The following is a 19,602-nucleotide window of genomic DNA, read 5'->3' as shown; positions in this document are numbered from 1 at the left end:
GAGGGTCCGGACGCGGCCATGATACGGGCGCTTCCTGGGAAATCTCGCGTTTTGCGATCCGCGATCGGAGCAACATGGCGATGGCTCAACACCTCTGGACGACGACGAGTCCGGCCCCCGCCAGATAAGCGACAACATCTCCGACCAGCGTCTTCTCCACCTGCAACGCCTCGGCCACCTCGGCGATCGTGCTCTCCGTGTGCAGCAACGACTTCGCGATCTCGGTGGCGGGCGCGCTGTGCAGAATCACCTGATAGGCGAGTCCTGGACACGCCAGGGCCTGGTCCCCGTTCAGCCGTTCGATCTCGGTGCGCGGCCGCATGGTGACGATCTCGTGCTCTTCGATGTGCGGCAACGCGAACACCGCGTCCCGCGTGACCGCGACGACCGACAGGATCGGCCCGGCGCCGTCGTTCAGCCCGAGCGACGGCACGAGGCAGCCGCCCAGCTGGTCGAGCGTGTTCTTGAGCTTGCGCCAGATGAGGCACGGACCGGAGCCGGTCTTCCACCGCACGAAGTTCTCGTGCAGCGCCGAGATGTTCTCCAGCGCCACCGGACCGAGGCTCATCCGGTGCAACGCCTCGCGCACCAGCGGGCTGGTGTCGGCGATCTGGATCGCACCCCATCTGCCGTGCACGGTCAGGTGCTCGGCGCCCTCGTCCACGAAGGCGTCCTCCAGCAACGACCACAGCGGCCTGCCTGCCGGGACGTGCGACTGCGTGGGCACCACAGCGCCTCCGCTCTGGGCGATGGTCATCCCGTTCATCACATGAACAACGGGATCGGGTTGAGCTCTTCGTACCGGCGTGGTCGTGCCAGCCGACCCAGTTGTACAGGGACGTCGTAGAGGCGGCCTTGAGCGAACCTCGACCAGAAGTGCCGCAGGCCCGGCACGACGACCCGCACGACCGGAAGTCCGATGTCGGGCCTGGTCTGGTCGAGCACGAGCAGCTCCATTCCCTTGGCCTCCAGGGTGTCCTGGATGGCGCGGATGTCCTCGGTGAGGTCGGCGCGGTGGACGTAGCCGTGGTGGAACACGTCGCGCGCCGGTTCGCCGGGATCGGGTGCGAGCCAGGGGTGGTCGGCGAGCCGGGCCGTCTCGAGCCAGTGCCGCAGGTCGACGTCGAACCGGGCCAGGTCGACCTGGCCGCACAGCGAGGGCATGCACTGGTTCAGCTCGGTGAGGGCGCGGCGTGCCGCGGTCCGCGGGTCGAGGTGCGCGCCGCAGCCGAACATGATGTCCTCGCGCGGCCCGCCGTCCGTGCGGCGCGACACGGCGACCATCGTCGGCACGCCCAGGTCGGCGGTGACGTCGAGCAGCCACACCTCACGCCCGAGGTTCGCGTGCACGTCGCGGAGTTCGTCGATCCACCGGTCGTGGAACGAGTCCAGGTCCACGCCCGGCACCGGCGTCCGGTTGTACCACCAGATGCCGACCGCGTCCCGTTCGACGAGTTCGAGAAGCCCTTGCAGCACCGCGTCCTCCAGGCTGCTGCCCGCGGCGCAGCCGTTGGAGTCCGACGTGACACTCGGCGGACAGGGGGCGCCGAAGTAGAGCATGCCGGTGGGCAGGAACTTGTGCCGCTGGTCGGTGAGCGACCAGAGCGGGGTCCAGTCCATCACCTCGTTCTCGTCGAACGGCGTGGTGACGTGCTGGAACATCGAGTGGCTCGCGTTCCACTCCTCGCGGCCCTCGAACTGGCGCTGGTCGTACTGCTGGACGGTGAGGGGGTGGATCGCGAGGTCGCCGAGCGAGGCGTAGCTGCCGCTCACCCGTGCCTCCTCGCCGAAGAACGCGCCGCTGCGTCGTTCCACGGCCTCGCACAGGGCGCCGACCTCGGCGTCGAGCGGCGTCATGCCCTTGCCGCCGGTGTCGGCCCGCAGCGCCGAGCGCAGCCCCTCGATGCCCTCGCCGGCGGCCGCGATGTTCGAGCCGGACACGAAGGAGTTGAAGAAGGCCGGGCCCTGGTCGTTGCGGCGGATGTCCTTGACGATCCCGGTGAGGGGACCGATGAGGTGCCGGTAGGTGTCGAGCACCTCCTGCGGGGACGACGACCGGTGGCCGCCGCCCTCGCAGGAGCGCTTCACGCGACTCGTGAGTTCGACCGGCTCGAACGCCCTGCGCGCGACAACTTCGGGGTCACCGCAGTCCGAGCACTGCGGGCGGTGCCGCACCTCGTGCTGGGTGACCTTCATCGTGAGGCTGTCGTAGTTCCAGATGGATCGCTGTGTCTCGTGGCGGATGCCGGCGAGCCACTTGGTCGCCTCGACCGACGCGATCTCCAGTGCCGTCGCCCGCAGCGACGGCAGGCCGATGGCAGGGCGTGGTGCCGGACCACTCTGTCCGCACCGCGCCCGCACGTGCGCCTCCGCCTTCCGGTTCACGGACAGGCACGAGGCGAGGCAACGCCAGCAGGGGCCGTCGCCGGGGGTGAAGAAGGGACCGACGCACACCTGCGCGCCCACGGGCTTGACCAGCAGCCAAGGCGTGCCTGTCGCGCGATGTGCCTCGTCGATGGCGCGGAGCTCGGGGGCCAGGTAGTCCGCACACGCCACGACCGTGAGGTCACCACTCCCCGAGGTGACCGTGAGTCCGTTGCGGTGCAAGGCTTCCACGAGCGCGTCGCGATCGATGTCGCCGATCGCGACCACGGAGACGAGCGACGTCGATGTCGCCGCCACCGCGTCCGCGGGGTCGAGACCCACCGCGTCCCAGTACGCGAGTGAGGCCTCGGCCGTGGCCGAACCGTCCTCCGTGCCCCTGCTGCCGATGAGCCCCGCCGCGGCGAGCCGCGTGAGCATGCGTCCCACCTTGTCGGCGCTCAGACCAGCGGGGACGTCGCGCAGCAGTGCGGCGAGATCGCGGGTGCCGTCGAGCAACGGCGCCAGCGTTTCGACGTGGGTGCCTGCAATGGCCGTGACCCCTGATTCTCCGAACAGGTAAACGGCTTCACCCTGCACTATCTGCGGCCGGAGGTGTCGTTTGAACCCGATGCGTTGCTCGCCCGGTTCGGCCAGTTCGTGTCTCATGCCGCGAGGACCGCCTCTTCGGCTTTGTAGCAGCTGCCCGGGGAGCACGTCCCGGAGGCGTAGATGATCCACCAGTCCATCGAGGCCTCACGGTCGAACTGGTAGATCTTCATGTCGTCGGAGTCGTCTGTGGCGGTGGGGACGGAAGACAAGTGCTCCACGGTGACGGTGGGGTACATGTTCATCTCCGATGTTTGCGTGTGATTTGTTGTGGGTAATGATGCGGACCAGCGCTAATGGATCGGTAGTTACCGGCTAATGCGCCTCCGTATGAAGTTTTCATACCCGGCACGGGCAGAACTCACCTGACATCGATGGCCTGTGCACTAACGCCCCGTCGTTAGACCGAGCAGACTAATGCCGTGCTCGGAACCGAAGGAGGGGTCGCGATGCAGATCAAGGTCCTGGGGCCCGTTGAGGCCAAGGTGAACGGTCGCTCGGTGACGCCCACCGCGGCCAAGCCACGGCAGATCCTGGCGCTGCTCGCGTTGCACTCCGGGCAGGTCGTGTCCGTTCCCACGCTGATCGAGGAACTGTGGGGCGACCGTCCGCCGCGCAGCGCCCGCACCACCCTGCAGACCTACATCCTGCAGCTGCGCAAGCTCATCGGCGACGCGCTGTCGGCGTCCGACGAGGGTGCGGCGAAGGAAGTGCTGGTCACCCGGTACGGCGGCTACCTGCTCGACGTGCCGCCGGAGGCCGTCGACGTGCACGAGTTCGAACGTCTCTCCCGCGCGGGCCAGCAGGCCTACGACGTCGAGGACTACGTCTCGGCCTCCCGGCTGCTGCGGCAGGCGCTCGAGATGTGGCGCGGCGCCGCCGTCGTGGACGTGCGACCGGGCATGCCGCTCGGCATCGAGATCGTGCGCCTGGAAGAGGCCCGGCTGGGCGTGCTCGAAGCGCGCATCGACGCCGAGCTGCGGATGGGCAAGCACAAGGCGCTGCTGTCCGAGCTCTCGGTGCTGACCGTGCAGAACCCGATGAACGAGAACCTGTGCGCGCAGTACATGATCTCGCTGTTCCGCGCCGGCCGGCAGTGGCAGGCGCTCGACGCGTTCAAGGGCCTGCGCAACACCCTGATCGAGGAGCTCGGCGTCGAACCGTCGTCGCGCCTGCAGACCTTGCAGCACGCGATCCTGACGTCCGACCCGCGCCTCGACAGCGCCGAAACCCGTCAGCTGCAACGCCTTCTGGCCTAGATCAAAGCTCCAGCGGCCCGCGCCACACTGTGGCGCGGGCCGTTTTTGCTTGTCGTGCAACGGTTTCTTCGAGAATCTCTCCACTGGCTTACAGGCGTGCGGTGACAACCTCAGTCGTGGGCGCGCGGAAACCGCCCGCTGGAGGAAAGGAAGCTAGCCGTGAGCGCACTGACCATCGAGGGACTCAAAGAGATCCTCAACGAGGCCGCGGGCGACGACGACTCGTTCAAGCCGGGCCAGGACATTCTCGACATCCCGTTCCTCGAGCTGGGCTTCGACTCCCTCGCCCTGCTGGAGACGGTCGCGCTGATCAAGCGCAAGCACGGTGCCGCCATCGCCGACGACGAGCTGGCGTACATCGAGACGCCGCGTCAGTTGCTGGACAAGGTCAACGGACAGATCGCGGCCTGACGCCGGCGACTCGGGATACGGAGACGGACATGACGCACACCACCACGCACACGGTCATGATCGGGGCTCCCGCCAAGGTGGTGTACGACCTGGTCGCGGACGTGACGACCTGGCCGTACATCTTCGGACCCACGGTCCAGGCCGAGGTGTTCGAACGGGATGGCTCGACGGAGCGGTTGCGGTTGCACGCGTTCGCCAACGGTGACGTGCGCACGTGGACGTCCCGGCGCGAGCTCGACCCGGCGAACCTGCACATCAAGTTCGAGCAGGAGCGTTCGGCGGCACCGGTGAAGACGATGGGTGGGGAGTGGCGGATCGTCCCGATCGCCGATTCGGCGACCAGGGTCGATCTGCTCCACCACTTCACCGCGGCGCAGCCCGAGGCGGTCGACCTCATCCTGAACGCCGTCAACAACAACAGCGACGCCGAGCTCGCCGCCCTCAAGCGGGCGGCCGAGTACGGCGACGACTACGACAAGCTGGTGCTGTCGTTCTCGGACAGCATCACGATCCACGCGAGCCGCAAGGACGTCTACGAGTTCCTGTACCGCTCGGACCTGTGGCCGGAGCGTCTGCCGCACGTGGCGAAGCTGGACCTCAAGGAAGCCGTCACCGGCGTGCAGTCCATGGAGATGGACACGCGCAGCCCGGACGGGTCGATCCACACCACGCACTCGGTGCGGGTCTGCACCCCGTACGACGGCATCGTCTACAAGCAGACGCACACACCGCCGATCATGGCGGCGCACGTCGGCCGGTGGACGTTCAGGGACATCGGCGACGGCATCGAGGCCGGCATCGAGGCGACGTCGCACCACACCGTCGTCATCCGGCCCGAGGTCATCCCCGAGATCCTGGGAGCCGACGGGACGATCGAGCGCGCTCGCGAGCTCATCCGTCACGCACTGGGCACCAACAGCCTCACGACGCTCCGGCACGCCAAGGAATTCGCCGAGAACGGGTGAGGTGACGCGATGGGGTTGGGTGGCGCGGAACTACTGACCGCCGCAGCACGCGCTGCAAGCCGCAACGGACTTTACGTGGTCTCCATGTACCTGGAGAAAGCCGCGGTCGAGCACGAGCGCAAGGGTTGTCCCTCTTCGGACGTGGCGCCCTGTGCCTACGAGATCGAGGCCTCCCGAGTACTGCTGTCGGGGTTCTGATGAAGCTCTACGACATCTCGCTGCGCCGCACCAGCCTGTCCATTTCGGACAGACTGGTCGCGGCGCGGCGCCTCGACGCGCTCGGAGTCACGTTCGTCGACGGAGGCAGACCCGCCCGGTCGTTCTACCACCGGGCGGCGATCGAACTCCGGTTGCGGGCCGCCACCCTCATCGCCTCCGGCGGTGCGGAGGATCTGGCCGCACTCATCGCCGCGGAAACCCCCGCGGTGGCGATAGTTGTCCAAGGGCACGGCTTTTCGGTGGTTCGAGAGGCCGTGCGTCAACTCGTGCGCGCCGAACGACGAGTGATCGTCGAGGCGCGGGACTTCTTCGACGGCTGGCTGATCGACCCCGAGAACGCTTTGGAGGTCGTGCTGACCGCCGCGGAGGCTGGGGCGGAAACCGTGTTGCTGCACGACACAGCGGGCAAGCTGTGGCCGGACCAGATCGGCGAGATCGTCGCGGCGGTCGCGGAAACCGGTGTGCCCCTTGGTTTCGGATGTGACGACGACGGCGGCTCGGCAGCGAAACAGCTGTTCGCGACCGACGCGGGGGCCGGACTCGTACAGGGGTCCTACGCCGTCGTTCGAGGTGGCCTCGATCGGGGCGTTTCATCATCGGTTCATTCGGCAGAAACAGGTATCGCTCCCGTGCCCTGTCCGAGATTGGAGCAGACCGTGTCCGCACAGAAGGCGATTGGAGGTGTCCGATGAGTCGTCGCGCCGTCATCACCGGGGTGGGCGTGGTCGCACCTGGTGGCATCGGAACGAAGGCGTATTGGCAACTGCTGTCCGAAGGGCGTACGGCGACTCGCAACATCACGCACTTCGACGCGTCTCCGTACCGCTCCCGCATGGCGGGGGAAGCAGATTTCGATCCAGTGCGCGAAGGCTTGACGCCGCAGGAGATCCGCCGTCTCGACCGGGCCGCGCAGTTCGCGGTCGTCGCGGGTCGTGAGGCGATGTCCGACTCCGGCATCGAGTTCGACCAGCTCGACCCCGGCCGCATCGGTGTCTCGCTCGGCACCGCGGTCGGCTGCACGACCTCGCTGGAGCGCGAGTTCATCGTCGGCTCCGACCGGGGCAAGTACTGGGAGGTCGACCAGTCCTACGCCGTCCCGCACCTCTACGACTACTTCACGCCGTCCTCGATGGCGACGGAGCTGGCGTGGACAGTGGGCGCCGAGGGTCCGGTCTCCGTGGTCTCCACGGGCTGCACCTCGGGTCTCGACTCGGTCGGTTACGCGGCCGACCTGATCCTGGAGGGCTCCGCGGACGTCGTCGTCACCGGCGGCACCGAGGCTCCGCTCTCCCCGATCACCGTGGTCTGCTTCGACGTGATCCGTGCGTCCAGCACCCGCAACGACGACCCCACAACGGCGTGCCGGCCGTTCGACAAGACCCGCGACGGCCTGGTGCTGGGCGAGGGTTGCGCGATCATCGTGCTCGAGGAACTGGAGCACGCCCGCGCTCGCGGTGCCCACATCTACGGTGAGGTCGCCGGCTTCGCCTCGCGGTGCAACGCCTACCACATGACGGGCCTGCACCCCGAGGGCATCGAGATGTCCGACGCCATCAACATCGCGCTGAAGCAGGCGCGTGCGGATGCCACGGACGTCGGTTACATCAACGCGCACGGGTCGGGCACCAAGCAGAACGACCTGCACGAGACGGCCGCTTTCAAGCGTTCGTTGGGTGCGCACGCGTACAAGACCCCGGTCTCCGGCTTCAAGTCGATGATCGGGCACTCGCTGGGCGCGATCGGTTCGCTCGAGATCGTCGGCTCGCTGCTGGCGTTCGAGCAGGACCTCATCCCGCCGACGGCGAACCTCCACGAGCAGGACCCCGAGTGCGACCTCGACTACACGCCACTGGTGGCGCGCGAGAAGAAGGTCGACACCCTCCTGACCGTGGGCAGTGGTTTCGGTGGATTCCAGAGCGCCATGGTGCTCAAAAAGGTGGAAGGGGCAGGCCGGTGACTCGGGCAGTGGTGACGGGAATCGGCATCGCGTCTCCGAACGGTTTGGGGCCGACCGCGTACTGGCGGGCGACCCTGCACGGGGAGGCGGCGATCAGGCCGATCACCCGGTTCGACAGCGCGAACTACTGGGCGAAGATCGCCGGTGAGGTGCCTGGCTTCGAGGCAGGGCGGCACCTGCAGGGTCGCCTGCTGCCGCAGACGGACCACATGACGCGGCTGACACTGGTCGGCACGGACTGGGCGTTGCGTGGTGCGGGTGTGCAGCCGAACGACATCCCCGACACCGACATCGCGGTCATCACCGCGGCGACGGCCGGCGGGTACGAGTTCGGTCAGCGCGAACTGCAGAAGCTGTGGCACCAGGGTCCGGAGTACGTCTCGGCGTACCAGTCGTTCGCGTGGTTCTACGCGGTCAACACGGGCCAGATCTCCATCCGGCACGGCACGCGCGGTCCCGGCGCGGTGGTGGTGTCCGAGCAGGCCGGTGGCATCGACTCCATCGGTCACGCCCGGCGCCAGCTGCGCAAGGGTGTCCAGCTCGCCCTGACAGGCGGCATGGACTCCTCGCTGTGCCCGTGGGCGTGGGTGGCCCACCAGGCCTCGGGTTGCCTGTCGCGCAACAACAACCCGAAGCGCGCCTACCTGCCGTTCGACCGCGACGCCTCCGGGTACGTCGCGGGCGAGGGTGGCGCGATCATGGTGGTCGAGACGCCGGAGTCGGCGGCCGGCCGGCCGGGGACGCGCATCTACGGTGAGATCGTCGGGTACGCCTCGACGTTCGACTCGAAGATGCCGTCGCGGGAGCCGGGTCTGAAGCGGGCGGCCGAGCTGGCGCTGCGCGACGCCGGCATGGACGCCTCGGAGATCGACGTGGTGTTCGCCGACGCGGCGGGCATTCCCGAGCTCGACAAGGCCGAGGCCGAGGCGATCAAGGGCATCTTCGGGCCGTACGGCGTGCCGGTGACGGCGCCGAAGACCATGACCGGGCGTCTGTTCGCCGGTGGTGGCTCGCTCGACGTGGCGTCGGCGATCCTCTCCATCTACTGGAGCGCGATCCCGCCGACCATCAACGTCGAGAACCTGGTGCCCGAGTACGAGATCGACCTCGTCATGAACGAGGCGCGGCACGGCAAGATCAAGGCCGCGCTGGTGCTCGGTCGCGGCAAGGGCGGCTTCAACTCCGCCATGGTGGTTCGCGAGTACAGGTAGATGTCATGTGCCTCAAGGCCGTGAAGGTGTCCCCTTCACGGCCTTGAGCCGTTTCTGGAGGCGTGTTGTGGACGTAGCACTGATGTTTCCGGGCCAGGGATCGCAGTACCCGCGGATGGCGGCGTCCCTGTACGGCACGGATGCCGTGTTCACCTCGGTGATCGACGAGGTGTTCGAGCTGTTCGGCGAGGTCGGCTCTCTTGCTTGCGAGGACTGGCTTTCCGGGGCGGACGTCGATCACGTGTCGCGGGCGCAGCCGTTGCTGTTCGCCGTCGACTACGCGCTGGGGCGCACCGTTCTGTCGTGGGGCGTCAAGCCCGTCGCGTTGATCGGGCACTCCGCGGGCGAGGTCGTCGCGGCGACGCTGGCCGGGGTGTTCACCTTGGAAGAGGCCGTGTCCCTGGTGCGGGACCGGGTGTTGTCCGCCGTGCCGATTCCCTCCGGCGGCATGCTGGCCGTCGCCGCCTCGGAAGCGGACCTGTTGCCGTACCTGGAAGGCGACGTGGCGATCGCGGCCGTGAACTCGGCCCGGCAGACGATGCTGGCCGGGTCCGACGAGCCGCTGGCCCGTGTGCGGGCGCGGCTGGAGGCGGACGAGTACATCGTCGTGACCGTGCCGGCGTCGACGCCGTTCCACAGCCCGGCGATGCAGCCCGCCGTGGACGAGGCCCTGGCTTCGTGGAGCGCTTCGCCCCGTGCGCCGCAGATGCCGTTGTACTCCGGGTACACGGGCAAGCTGATGACTCCTGAGGACGCGTTGTCCGCGCGGTTCTGGACCCGCCAGCTGACCGACGCCGTCTACTTCGGACCGGCGTTGAACGAACTCGTGGCGATGTACGACGTTCTGCTGGTGGAAGCCGGTCCCGGCCAGACCTTGACGTCGTTCGCGCGGCGGACGAAGGCCGTGCGGTCCGGTGCCTCTCAGGTGTTGCCGTTGCTCGACGCCGCGGACACCGTGGACACGGCTCGCGCTCGTCTGGTGTGACCGAAATATAAAAGGGCCACCCTCTCCAGAATCAGATCCTGGGTGAGGGCGGCCCTTTGGCGGTGGCTAGTCGATTCCGCGGACGATGTGGTCTTCGTTCTCTGGTGGCCATTCACTGTTATCCATACCCACCAAGGTAGGTACGGTGATTCAGCTCTCACTTGAGAGCTAGTGGCGCGTCTCGGAACGTTGGCGAGGTGATCCACGCTCAGCAGGGCACCTCGCGGCGCCGCCCCCACGCCCCCGTACAACCAGTACGAGGACGTGGGGGCGACACCACGATGCACCCGTCTGACCGCGAATTCCCCCGGCAACGTTCCGAGCCACACCACTAGTTGTCCGGTTTCAGTCGTCGAGCAGCGCGACGGCCCTCGTCCAGCCCGCGCCGGCGCCCTTGATCTTGACGGGGAACGCGACGACGGTGAACCCGAAGTCCGGCAACGCCTCCAGGTTCGCGAGACGCTCGATCTGGCAGTACTCGCGGTCGCGGCCGGCGAAGTGCGCGGGCCACAGCACGCTCTCGTCCTTGGTCTGCAGGTAGCGCTTGACGATGTCCGGGAACGGCGCGTCGAGGCTGAACGCGTCGGTGGCGATCACCTTGACTCCCAGGTCCAGCAGGAAGTTCGTGGCGGGGCCGTCGAGCCCGGTGTAGTCGGTGAAGTAGGTCTGGGTGCCCGCGTGCTCGGCGGCGCCGGTGTCGAGGATGACGATGTCCATCGGCTTCGGCGTGTAGCCGATGCGGGCGAACTCCTTCTCCAGCACGTCGACGCCGATGACGCCGGTGCCGTGGCCGCGGACGTCGAGCTTCACGCCGGGGTTGTGGAACCACTCCAGCGGCATCTCGTCGATGTGGCGCGGGATTCCGTTGCCGTACGTGGTCTTCGAGCCGTAGTGGCTCGGCGCGTCCACGTGCGTGCCGGTGTGGGAGGTCAGGCTGATCCGGTCCAGCGTGAGGAACTCGGAGTCCCGCAGCACGGAGACGTCGAACTCGATGCCGAGCCGCGCCTTGAGCTGCTCGGCCATGTGTTCGGCACCCTGGGCGGCCGTGAGCACCTCGTGCGTCACCGGGTCCGCTTCGTACGCGGATGCGTCAATGTGGGAAGACAGATCGATGATGCGCATGCGGTCGAGCTTGGCGGGCGTTCCTTGAGCACGTCTCAAGACGCGGTGGGCATGGTTCTGCCTAGCCTGACACCGTTTCTGGAGGAGCCACCTCATGATCACCTTCCTCAACCGCTTCACGCTCACCGGTGACCCGGAGGAGTTCGAGAAGGCCTTCGACGAGACGGCCGCCTTCCTGCGCGAGCAGCCGGGCCTGATCCAGTACACGCTGTCGCGCCAGCTGGACGACCCGGCGTCGTACATCAACATCGCGTTGTGGGAGAGCGCCGACGCCCTGCGCGCGGCACTGGCCCACCCGGACTTCGGCAACCACGCCAAGGCGATGCGCGGCCTGGCCGAGTCCACGGGCGCGATCTTCAACCCGCGCCTGTCGTTCGTGGCCTCTGAGTCCTGATGGGACCGCTCGACGGGCTGAAGGTCGTCGAGTTCGGCGGCATCGGTCCCGGCCCGCACGGCGCGATGCTGCTGGCGGACCTCGGCGCGGACGTCGTGCGCGTCGAGCGTCCGTCCGGCGGCCTGTCCGTCGTGCCGGACGCCTCCCGCGACTTCCTGTTGCGCGGCAGGCGTTCGGTGTCGGCGGACCTGAAGTCCGCGGACGGCCGCGCCTCCGTGCTGTCGCTGATCTCGGCGGCCGACGTGGTGATCGAGGGGTTCCGCCCCGGTGTGCTGGAACGGCTCGGACTCGGGCCCTCCGACTGCCTGGCGGTCAACCCCGGCCTGATCTACGCGCGGATGACCGGGTGGGGTCAGGACGGTCCGCTGGCCCAGCGCGCCGGCCACGACATCAACTACCTGTCGGTCACCGGAGTGCTGCACGCCATCGGCAAGCCACCTCTGAACCTGGTCGGTGACTTCGGTGGCGGCTCGCTGTACCTGGTGCTGGGCGTGCTGGCGGCGTTGTGGGAACGGCAGCGCACCGGCCTCGGTCAGGTCGTCGACGCGGCGATCGTCGACGGGGTGGCGTCGCTGGCGCAGATGATCTGGTCGATGAAGGCGCAGTCGGTGTGGGAGGACTCGCCGGACTCGAACCTGCTCGACGGCGGATGCCCGTTCTACTCGATCTACGAGTGCGCGGACGGCCGTTCCGTCGCGGTGGGGTCGCTGGAGCCGCAGTTCTACGCGCTGCTGCTGGCCGGTCTGGGACTGCACGCCGCCGACCTGCCCGAACAGCTGGACCGCGACTCCTGGCCGTTGCTGCGCAAGACGTTCGCCGAGGCGTTCCTGACCAGGACCCGTGATGAGTGGTCGGAGGTGTTCGCTTCTTCTGATGCCTGCGTGACGCCGGTGCTGACCCTGGAGGAGGCGGCCGCGCATCCGCACCTGGTGGCACGCGGAGTGTTCACCGCGGACGGGGCGGCTGTGCCTGCACCGCGCTTTTCCGCAGACTAGATTCGCGTTCGTGGAACTCCGAATCTTCACCGAACCCCAGCAGGGCGCGAGCTACGACGACCTGCTCCGGGTGGCCAGGACGGCCGAGGACGCAGGCTACGGCGCCTTCTTCCGCTCCGACCACTACCTCAGGATGGGCTCGGCCGACGGCCTTCCCGGCCCGACCGACCCGTGGATCACCTTCGCCGGTCTGGCCCGCGACACGTCGACGATCCGCCTGGGCACGCTGATGACCGCCGCGACGTTCCGCCACCCGGGACCGCTCGCCATCAGCGTCGCCCAGGTCGACCAGATGTCCGGTGGCCGCGTGGAGTTCGGCATCGGCGCGGGCTGGTACGAGGCCGAGCACACCGCGTACGGGCTTCCGTTCCCGTCGCTGGGGGAGCGCTTCGAGCGCTACGAGGAGCAGGTCGCGATCATCACCGGCCTGTGGGAGACCCCGCTCGGCGGCACCTTCTCGTTCGAGGGCAAGCACTACACGCTGACCGACTCGCCGGCGCTGCCGAAGCCCGCGCAAGAGCGCGTCCCGTTGCTGATCGGCGGCATGGGTGCCAAGCGCACGCCCGCCCTGGCCGCGTCCTACGCCACCGAGTTCAACCTGCCGTTCGTCGGCATCGACGCCGCGGTCGAGCAGTTCGCCCGCGTCGACACCGCCTGTGAGGAGACCGGCCGCGACCCGAAGGAGATCATCCGCTCGGTCGCCCTCGTCGCGTGCGTCGGCCGGACCGACGCCGACGTCGCCCGCCGTGCCGCCGCGATCGGCCGCGAGGTCGACGAGCTCAAGGCGAACGGCCTGGCCGGCACCCCGGCCGAGGTGGTCGACCGCATCGGCGCGTGGCGGGACGCGACCGGTGTGCAGCGCGTGTACCTGCAGACGCTGGACCTCGCCGACCTCGACCACATCACCGACATCGCGTCGGACGTGGCGCCCCAACTCTGATATATCGCAGCCCTGATATATCGGGGCCGCTGATATACCGGATTCTGGATATCGGCTGGTGGATATCGGATATCGGATATCAGGCGAGCGCTTTGCGCACCGCTGGTGGCATCGGCATCACGTAGTTCGCGAACCGCCGCCGATATCCGATATATCGCAGCTGCAACGCGGGTTCGTCGAGGTAGCGCTTCTCCAGCCCGTCCTGCCCGAGCACGAGCTTGAGCCCGCGTCCGAGCATCGACGGTGAGTCGAGGCCGAAGCGGTCACGCAACACATCGGCGGCCGCGTGGTCACCGAACTCCAGCGCGGCTCGTCGTACGGACTCGACCGGCACCATCAGGTACTGCTCGTCAGCGCGGAAACCGTCGCGATGTGCGATGTCCAATGCGCTGAGCGCCTTCTGGTGGGCCCCGTCGTCAAGCCCGAGGTAGTACTGCTCCCAGTCGCCGACCTGGATCTCGCCACTCCACGTTCGTACGGGCGCGGCCGCCGCCACCGATCCGTTCGACGTGATTCCGCCTGCCAGCGCCGTTAATCCGGCAGCCTTGAACACCTGGCGTCGGGACAACCTCACGACGCACCCTCCTCCGCGATCCCGCGACTCCCCGCCGCAGGGCTACGGAATGCTAGCGAAGGTGATACCCGGAGCGACGGGGCCAGTGCGGGTCAAAGTGCGGTCCGTCAGGGGGAGCGTGCCGTCGAGCGCCGCGAGCACAGCGTCACGGGCGAGCGGCAGCACCTCGGCGACGGTGACGTCGCGGCCCAGTTCGTGCGAGAGAGAAGCGACGCCCGCGTCCTTGATGCCGCACGGGATGATGTCGCCGAACGCGTCGAGGCTCGCGTTGCAGTTGATCTCGAAGCCGTGCATGGTCACGCCGCGCTGCACGCGGATGCCGATGGCGGCGACCTTGCGCTCCGGACCCCGGTCGTCGGCCGGCAGCCAGACACCGCTGCGGCCCTCGATCCGGCCGGTGTGCACACCGAGCTGATCGCACACGTCGATCAGGCCCTGCTCGACGCGCCGCACGTAGTCCACGACGTCCATCGGCTCGGACAGCCTGATGATCGGGTAACCGACCAGCTGGCCCGGGCCGTGCCAGGTGATCTTGCCGCCGCGGTCGACGTCGATGACCGGGGTGCTGCCCCCGAGCGGGCGCTCCTCGTCGAGGGTCCGCCTGCCGCAGGTGTAGACGGGCGGGTGTTCGAGCAGCAGAAGGGTGTCCGGGCCCGTGCCGCCCGCGCGTGCCTCCGCGATCTCCTTCTGGAGGTCCCACGCCGTCATGTAGTCGATGAGCCCCAGCTCACGGATGACGACGGGGTCTGACGAGGTGCGGCACGAGTTCACGACCCGACGTTACCAACCCCAGAGCGAGTGCTGCCACGAGTCCAACGCCCGTCACACCCAGCACGGCGCCGATGACGTCGGTGACCCAGTGCATCTCCAGCACGATCCTGGCGAACCCGCCCACCAGCACCGCGAGCACCGCCCACAGCGCCACGTTCCAGGTGGTCCTGCGCAGCAGCACGACCAGCGTGAACGCCGTGGACGCGATCGCCACCGTGTGTCCGCTGGGATAGCTGGGCAGGTGGTACTCGATGGGACGGACGCGGTCGAACAGGAACCTCGTCAGCAGCGTCGCGCAGCACAGCGCGTGCAACGCCAACGCCTTCCACAACCGCGGATCGCGCCGCTTCCAGGCGAGCACGAACAACACCGCCGCGAACGCCCACCCGATCGTCGGCCCGAGCACCAGGCCCACCACGAACGCCGTCGTCTGCAACCACTCCGGTCGCGGCAGCCCGTTGTGCACCCACACGTCGAGCCCGGTCATCTCGGGGAGTCCCAGGAGGATCCACGAGATCAGCAGGAGGGCCGCGACGACTCGAGTCACGCGACCGCCGCGTTCAGCGCCGCCGGCAGTGCCGGGTGCAGGAAGTGGAAGCCGCGGCTCTCCAGCACCTTCGGCGTCAGGCCAGGACCGCTGAGCAGCAGTTCCTCGGCCATCTCACCGCCGAGCAGCGTCTTGAGCGCGAACGCCGGCACGGTCCACGGCGTCGGCCGGTGCAGCGCGGTGCCGACCGCCTTGGTGAACTCGGCGTTCGTGACCGGCGTCGGACCCGCGACGTTGACCGGCCCGCGGACGTCGTCGTGCTCGACGACGAACCGGTAGGCCGACACGACGTCGTCCAGCGACACCCACGGGAAGTACTGCTCCCCGGACCCGAGCTTGCCGCCCAGGAAGAACTGGAAGACCGGCCTCAACCGGCCGAACACGCCACCGGACGGGGAGATGACGACAGCGGTGCGCATTAGTACGACACGCACGCCGCCTTCCTGCGCCACGGACGTCGCCGCTTCCCAGTCCTGGGTCAGCCGCGACATGTAGCTGTGGCCGCCCGGCGCGTCCTCGTCCGCGAGGCGCGATCCGGTGTCGCCGTAGAAGTGGGCACCCGACGAGCTCACCAGCGTCGGCACGCCGTGCTCGACGACCGCCGCCGACAGCACCTCGGCCGGAACGACCCGGCTGTCGTGCAGGACCTGCTTGCGCGCGTCGTCCCACCGCTTGTCGCCGATGCCCGCACCGCACAGGTTGACGACGGCGTCAACGCCGTCGAACGTTCCGTCGTCGATGCGCCCGGCGTACGGGTCCCACCCGCGTTCGTCGGGCGCGGCGGCTTTGCGGCGCACCAGCCGCAGCACCTCGTGCCCGGCGGCGCGCATGGACGCCACCAGGCTCGTGCCGATCAATCCCGACGATCCCGCGATGACAACGCGCATACCTAGATCGTTCCCCACTGACGCGTCACGTGCACAGCCGTACTTCGCATACCGGACCCAGGATGTGCCGAAGGCCACCCCGGCAAACCGGAGTGGCCTTCAGGTCACACTATTCAGTCGATATCCAATATATCGGATATCAGTGCTGGTAACGCGGGTCAGAGACCGAGGTCGGCCTCGAACGCGCCTTCCTCGAGACGGTTCTTGACCGTCGTGAGGAAGCGGCCCGCGTCGGCACCGTCGACCAGGCGGTGGTCGTAGGTGAGCGCGAGGTACATCATCGAGCGGATCGCGATGGTGTCGCCGCCGTCCTCGTCGGTGATGACGACCGCGCGCTTCTTGACGACGCCGACGCCCAGGATGCCGACCTGCGGCTGCTGGATGATCGGGGTGTCGAAGAGCGCGCCGTTGCTGCCGAGGTTGGTCAGCGAGAACGTGCCGCCGGCGAGCTCGTCGGGCGTGAGCTTGTTCGAGCGGGCGCGCGCCGCCAGGTCACCGATCTTGTGGGCGATGCCCGACAGGTTCAGGTCACCGGCGTTGTGGATCACGGCGTTGAGCAGGCCGCGCTCCGTGTCGATCGCCAGACCGAGGTGCTCGGCACCGTGGTAGGTGACCTCCTTGCGCTCCTCGTCGATCGACGCGTTGAGCACCGGGTGGGCCTTGAGGGCCTCGATGGCGGCCTTGGCGAAGAACGGCAGGAACGTGAGCTTGGCGCCCTCACGAGCCTCGAACGCCTTCTTGGCCTGGTTGCGCAGCCGGGCGATCTTGGTCACGTCGACCTCGAACACCTGGGTGAGCTGGGCCGACATCTGCAGCGACTCACGCGTGCGCTGCGCGACGATCTGACGCAGGCGCGGGAGCTTCTGCACGGTGCCGCGCTTGCCCGAGTTGTCGACCGACGCCGGGGCGGCGGTGCGAGCGGCGGGGGCGGACGCGGCGGGAGCAGCGGCGGCCGGTGCCGGAGCCGGGGCCTTCTTGGCCTCGACGGCGGCGAGCACGTCCTGCTTGCGGATGCGGCCACCGACGCCGGTGCCCTTGAGCGAGCCCAGGTCGATGCCGTTCTCCGACGCGAGCTTGCGCACGAGCGGAGTGACGTACGGCGAGCCGTTCGCGTCGTCGGAAGAAGACGCGGCGGGCGCGGCGGCCGGAGCGGCCTGCGGAGCCGGGGCGGCCGGAGCCGGAGCGGGTGCCGGGGCAGCCTGCTGCGGGGCCGGAGCCGGAGCGGCCTGCTGGGGCGCTTCCTGCTTCGGTTCGGGCTTGGTCTCCGGGGCGGGAGCGGACTGCGCGGGGCTGCCCGAACCGATGACGGCGAGCTTGCCGCCGACCTCGACGGTCTCGTCCTCACCGGCGCTGATCTCGAGCAACGTGCCCGCGACCGGCGACGGGATCTCGGTGTCGACCTTGTCGGTCGAGACCTCGAGCAGCGGCTCGTCGACCTCGACGCTGTCGCCGACCTGCTTGAGCCAGCGGGTGACGGTGCCCTCGGTGACGGACTCGCCGAGCGCGGGCATCGTGACGTCGGTGCCCTCGGCCGAACCACCGGACGGCGCGGCCGGGGCCGGAGCCTCTTCCTGTGCCGGGGCGGGAGCGGCAGGAGCCTCTTCCTTCGCGGGGGCCGGAGCCTCCTGCGCGGGAGCGGGCTCGGCAGCCGGTGCGGCGTCGCCGTCACCGATGACCGCGAGCTCGCCACCGACCTCGACGGTGTCGTCCTCCTGCGCGACGATCTTCTGCAGGACGCCGGCCGCCGGGGACGGGATCTCGGTGTCGACCTTGTCGGTGGAGACCTCGAGCAACGGCTCGTCCACCTCCACCCGGTCGCCTTCCTGCTTCAACCACCGGGTGACCGTGCCCTCGGTGACGCTCTCACCGAGTGCGGGCATCTGGACGGAGAAGGCCATTGTTCGCTGACTCCTCGTGCTCTCGTGTGGCTGACTTTGTGTGGGGAACGGTCAGCCGTGCACGTGCAGCGGCTTGCCGGCCAGGGCGAGGAACGCCTCGCCGAGGGCTTCAGTCTGGGTCGGGTGGGCGTGGATCAACGGAGCCACGTCCTCCGGGTAAGCCTCCCAGCTGTAGATCAGCTGTGCTTCACCGATGAGCTCGCCGACGCGTTCGCCGACCATGGTGACGCCGACGACCGGGCCGTCGGGGGCCTTGACGAGCTTCACGCCACCAGCGGTCTTGAGGATCTGGCTCTTGCCGTTGCCCGCGAGGTCGTAGATGAAGACCTCGGCCGAGCCGTACTTCTCCTTGGCCGCGGCCTCGGAGAGACCGACGGAGGCGACCTCGGGCTTGCAGTAGGTGACGCGCGGGATGCCCGCCTCGTCGATCACCTTCGGGTTCTGGCCGGCGATCTCCTCGGCCACGAAGATGCCCTGCTGGAAACCGCGGTGCGCGAGCTGCAGGCCGGGGACGATGTCACCGACGGCGTAGACGTTCGGCAGGTTCGTGCGCAGGTGCTCGTCGGTGATGACGAAGCCGCGGTCGATCGTGATCCCGGCCTCCTCGTAACCGTGACCCGCGCTGTTCGGGCCGCGGCCGACCGCGACGAGCAGCAGGTCGGCGTCGAGGACGTCGCCGTTCTCCAGCGTGATCGACACACCCGAGTCGGACTGGGTGGCGCCGGTGAACTTCACACCGGTCTTGAACTTGATGCCGCGCTTGCGGAACGCGCGCTCCAGCTGCTTGGACGCGTACTCGTCCTCGGCCGGGACCAGGCGGGGCAGGGCCTCGACGATGGTCACGTCGGCGCCGAACGAACGCCACACGCTCGCGAACTCCACGCCGATGACGCCGCCGCCCAGGACGACGACCTTCTCCGGGATGAAGTCCAGGTTGAGCGCCTGGTCGCTGGTGATGACCCGGCCGCCGATCTCCAGACCGGGCAGGCTGCGGGCGTACGAACCGGTGGCGAGAACGACGTTCTTGCCGACGTAGCGCTGGCCGTTCACCTCGACGGTGTTCGGGCCGACGAACGTGCCCGCGCCCTCGACGAGGGTGACCTTGTTGGCCTTCGCGAGTCCCTGCAGGCCCTTGTAGAGCCGCGAGATCACGCCGTCCTTGTACGAGTTGACGCCGGCGATGTCGATGCCCTCGAGCGAGCTCTTCACACCGAACTGGTCGCCTTCGCGGGCGTTGTCCGCCACCTCGGCCGCGTGCAGCAGCGCCTTGGTCGGGATGCAACCGCGATGCAGGCAGGTGCCACCCAGCTTGTCCTTCTCGACCAGGACGACGGACAGGCCGAGCTCGGCCGCGCGGAACGCGCAGGCGTAGCCACCTGAACCACCGCCGAGGATGACGAGATCGGCGTTGGTGGCCGACTCCAGTTCCGGCGAAGTCACTTCGGATCTCCTCGGGATTACTTACTACGCGCGGGTGCGCGCGAGGTACGCGGCCAT

The 19,602-nt window shown here is 68.5% G+C and carries 20 protein-coding genes and 1 pseudogene; 11 read left to right on the top strand and 10 right to left on the bottom strand.

Annotated features, from left to right (window positions below):
• Nucleotides 1-85: 85 nt before the first annotated feature.
• From ACH413_RS29445 to ACH413_RS29435, 3 genes are read right to left on the bottom strand one after another with little or no spacing between them, the layout of a single operon-like run.
• Nucleotides 86-757 (bottom strand): hypothetical protein, encoded by a 672-nt coding sequence (locus ACH413_RS29445; RefSeq protein ID WP_360042340.1) that lies wholly within the window; start codon nt 755-757, stop codon nt 86-88.
• Nucleotides 758-765: 8 nt separating this feature from the next.
• Complete coding sequence (locus tag ACH413_RS29440) at nt 766-3,030, bottom strand: TOMM precursor leader peptide-binding protein (protein ID WP_360042342.1); 2,265 nt, start codon at nt 3,028-3,030, stop codon at nt 766-768.
• A complete protein-coding gene (locus ACH413_RS29435) occupies nt 3,027-3,209 on the bottom strand; it encodes a hypothetical protein (RefSeq protein ID WP_360042345.1) in 183 nt (60 codons plus the stop codon). Before ACH413_RS29435 ends, ACH413_RS29440 begins: the two co-directional genes overlap by 4 nt.
• Nucleotides 3,210-3,419: 210 nt before the next feature.
• Between ACH413_RS29435 and ACH413_RS29430 the strand changes: the two genes are divergently transcribed.
• The 8 genes and pseudogenes from ACH413_RS29430 (at nt 3,420) to ACH413_RS29395 (ending at nt 9,977) form a co-directional block, all read left to right on the top strand.
• A complete protein-coding gene (locus ACH413_RS29430; protein WP_360042348.1) occupies nt 3,420-4,229 on the top strand; it encodes an AfsR/SARP family transcriptional regulator in 810 nt (269 codons plus the stop codon).
• Nucleotides 4,230-4,388: 159 nt separating this feature from the next.
• The gene (locus tag ACH413_RS29425; RefSeq protein ID WP_093600032.1) at nt 4,389-4,640 is read left to right on the top strand and encodes an acyl carrier protein; all 252 of its coding nucleotides are present in this window, start codon (nt 4,389-4,391) and stop codon (nt 4,638-4,640) included.
• Between the two features lie 29 nt (nt 4,641-4,669).
• A complete protein-coding gene (locus ACH413_RS29420; protein WP_330270084.1) occupies nt 4,670-5,605 on the top strand; it encodes an aromatase/cyclase in 936 nt (311 codons plus the stop codon).
• Between the two features lie 9 nt (nt 5,606-5,614).
• Nucleotides 5,615-5,803, top strand: coding sequence for a hypothetical protein (locus ACH413_RS29415; protein ID WP_360042352.1), 189 nt, complete (start codon nt 5,615-5,617; stop codon nt 5,801-5,803).
• A pseudogene (locus ACH413_RS29410) lies at nt 5,803-6,417 on the top strand (citramalate synthase); the annotation flags it as partial. The gene ACH413_RS29415 and the pseudogene ACH413_RS29410, both read left to right, overlap by 1 nt.
• Nucleotides 6,418-6,512: 95 nt before the next feature.
• Nucleotides 6,513-7,781, top strand: a complete 1,269-nt coding sequence (locus tag ACH413_RS29405) for a beta-ketoacyl-[acyl-carrier-protein] synthase family protein (RefSeq protein ID WP_319978430.1) — start codon at nt 6,513-6,515, stop codon at nt 7,779-7,781.
• Complete coding sequence (locus tag ACH413_RS29400) at nt 7,778-8,992, top strand: ketosynthase chain-length factor (RefSeq protein WP_360042359.1); 1,215 nt, start codon at nt 7,778-7,780, stop codon at nt 8,990-8,992. Before ACH413_RS29405 ends, ACH413_RS29400 begins: the two co-directional genes overlap by 4 nt.
• A 67-nt stretch (nt 8,993-9,059) precedes the next feature.
• Nucleotides 9,060-9,977 (top strand): acyltransferase domain-containing protein, encoded by a 918-nt coding sequence (locus ACH413_RS29395; protein WP_360042362.1) that lies wholly within the window; start codon nt 9,060-9,062, stop codon nt 9,975-9,977.
• A gap of 345 nt (nt 9,978-10,322) precedes the next feature.
• On the opposite strand, the gene ACH413_RS29390 is transcribed toward ACH413_RS29395, so the two are convergent.
• Nucleotides 10,323-11,099: a cyclase family protein gene (locus ACH413_RS29390; protein ID WP_360042365.1), complete on the bottom strand. Its 777-nt coding sequence runs from the start codon at nt 11,097-11,099 to the stop codon at nt 10,323-10,325.
• A gap of 94 nt (nt 11,100-11,193) precedes the next feature.
• Here ACH413_RS29390 and ACH413_RS29385 point away from each other — a divergent pair, with 94 nt between their 5' ends.
• From ACH413_RS29385 to ACH413_RS29375, 3 genes are read left to right on the top strand one after another with little or no spacing between them, the layout of a single operon-like run.
• Complete coding sequence (locus ACH413_RS29385; RefSeq protein WP_189159205.1) at nt 11,194-11,493, top strand: antibiotic biosynthesis monooxygenase; 300 nt, start codon at nt 11,194-11,196, stop codon at nt 11,491-11,493.
• Nucleotides 11,490-12,488 carry a CaiB/BaiF CoA-transferase family protein gene (locus tag ACH413_RS29380; RefSeq protein WP_360042480.1) on the top strand — a complete coding sequence of 333 codons (999 nt, stop codon included), beginning with the start codon at nt 11,490-11,492 and terminating at the stop codon, nt 12,486-12,488. The genes ACH413_RS29385 and ACH413_RS29380 overlap by 4 nt, the downstream gene beginning before the upstream one ends.
• A gap of 10 nt (nt 12,489-12,498) precedes the next feature.
• A complete protein-coding gene (locus ACH413_RS29375) occupies nt 12,499-13,428 on the top strand; it encodes an LLM class F420-dependent oxidoreductase (RefSeq protein ID WP_360042368.1) in 930 nt (309 codons plus the stop codon).
• A 79-nt stretch (nt 13,429-13,507) separates the two neighbouring features.
• Here the strand turns inward: ACH413_RS29375 and ACH413_RS29370 are convergent, their stop codons facing one another.
• The 6 genes from ACH413_RS29370 to lpdA all read right to left on the bottom strand — a co-directional run bounded on the left by ACH413_RS29370 (nt 13,508) and on the right by lpdA (nt 19,545).
• A complete protein-coding gene (locus ACH413_RS29370; protein ID WP_360042371.1) occupies nt 13,508-14,002 on the bottom strand; it encodes a hypothetical protein in 495 nt (164 codons plus the stop codon).
• Nucleotides 14,003-14,044: 42 nt separating this feature from the next.
• Nucleotides 14,045-14,773: a lipoyl(octanoyl) transferase LipB gene (lipB, locus tag ACH413_RS29365; RefSeq protein ID WP_360042373.1), complete on the bottom strand. Its 729-nt coding sequence runs from the start codon at nt 14,771-14,773 to the stop codon at nt 14,045-14,047.
• Nucleotides 14,730-15,320 carry a phosphatase PAP2 family protein gene (locus ACH413_RS29360; protein WP_360042376.1) on the bottom strand — a complete coding sequence of 197 codons (591 nt, stop codon included), beginning with the start codon at nt 15,318-15,320 and terminating at the stop codon, nt 14,730-14,732. The genes lipB and ACH413_RS29360 overlap by 44 nt, the downstream gene beginning before the upstream one ends.
• Nucleotides 15,317-16,207 (bottom strand): TIGR01777 family oxidoreductase, encoded by an 891-nt coding sequence (locus tag ACH413_RS29355; protein ID WP_360042378.1) that lies wholly within the window; start codon nt 16,205-16,207, stop codon nt 15,317-15,319. Before ACH413_RS29355 ends, ACH413_RS29360 begins: the two co-directional genes overlap by 4 nt.
• Before the next feature lie 158 nt (nt 16,208-16,365).
• Entirely contained in the window at nt 16,366-18,105 is a 1,740-nt protein-coding gene (gene sucB / locus ACH413_RS29350; protein WP_360042381.1) for a 2-oxoglutarate dehydrogenase, E2 component, dihydrolipoamide succinyltransferase, read from the bottom strand.
• A gap of 51 nt (nt 18,106-18,156) precedes the next feature.
• Nucleotides 18,157-19,545, bottom strand: a complete 1,389-nt coding sequence (gene lpdA / locus ACH413_RS29345) for a dihydrolipoyl dehydrogenase (RefSeq protein WP_360042384.1) — start codon at nt 19,543-19,545, stop codon at nt 18,157-18,159.
• Nucleotides 19,546-19,602 lie beyond the last annotated feature (57 nt).

The organism is Lentzea sp. NPDC020367 (assembly GCF_044387305.1).
In the GTDB taxonomy this organism is placed as follows: domain Bacteria; phylum Actinomycetota; class Actinomycetes; order Mycobacteriales; family Pseudonocardiaceae; genus Lentzea.
This window is presented reverse-complemented; position numbering and strand designations above follow the sequence as displayed.

Bases quoted from the DNA above. Each gene is read 5' to 3' on its own strand.
- ACH413_RS29445 (WP_360042340.1), bottom strand. From the start codon at position 757: ATGACCATCGCCCAGAGCGGAGGCGCTGTGGTGCCCACGCAGTCGCAC.
- ACH413_RS29415 (WP_360042352.1), top strand. From the start codon at position 5,615: ATGGGGTTGGGTGGCGCGGAACTACTGACCGCCGCAGCACGCGCTGCA.
- ACH413_RS29385 (WP_189159205.1), top strand. From the start codon at position 11,194: ATGATCACCTTCCTCAACCGCTTCACGCTCACCGGTGACCCGGAGGAG.
- sucB (WP_360042381.1), bottom strand. From the start codon at position 18,105: ATGGCCTTCTCCGTCCAGATGCCCGCACTCGGTGAGAGCGTCACCGAG.
- ACH413_RS29390 (WP_360042365.1), bottom strand. From the start codon at position 11,099: ATGCGCATCATCGATCTGTCTTCCCACATTGACGCATCCGCGTACGAA.
- ACH413_RS29435 (WP_360042345.1), bottom strand. From the start codon at position 3,209: ATGTACCCCACCGTCACCGTGGAGCACTTGTCTTCCGTCCCCACCGCC.
- ACH413_RS29420 (WP_330270084.1), top strand. From the start codon at position 4,670: ATGACGCACACCACCACGCACACGGTCATGATCGGGGCTCCCGCCAAG.
- ACH413_RS29430 (WP_360042348.1), top strand. From the start codon at position 3,420: ATGCAGATCAAGGTCCTGGGGCCCGTTGAGGCCAAGGTGAACGGTCGC.
- ACH413_RS29405 (WP_319978430.1), top strand. From the start codon at position 6,513: ATGAGTCGTCGCGCCGTCATCACCGGGGTGGGCGTGGTCGCACCTGGT.
- ACH413_RS29355 (WP_360042378.1), bottom strand. From the start codon at position 16,207: ATGCGCGTTGTCATCGCGGGATCGTCGGGATTGATCGGCACGAGCCTG.
- ACH413_RS29440 (WP_360042342.1), bottom strand. From the start codon at position 3,030: ATGAGACACGAACTGGCCGAACCGGGCGAGCAACGCATCGGGTTCAAA.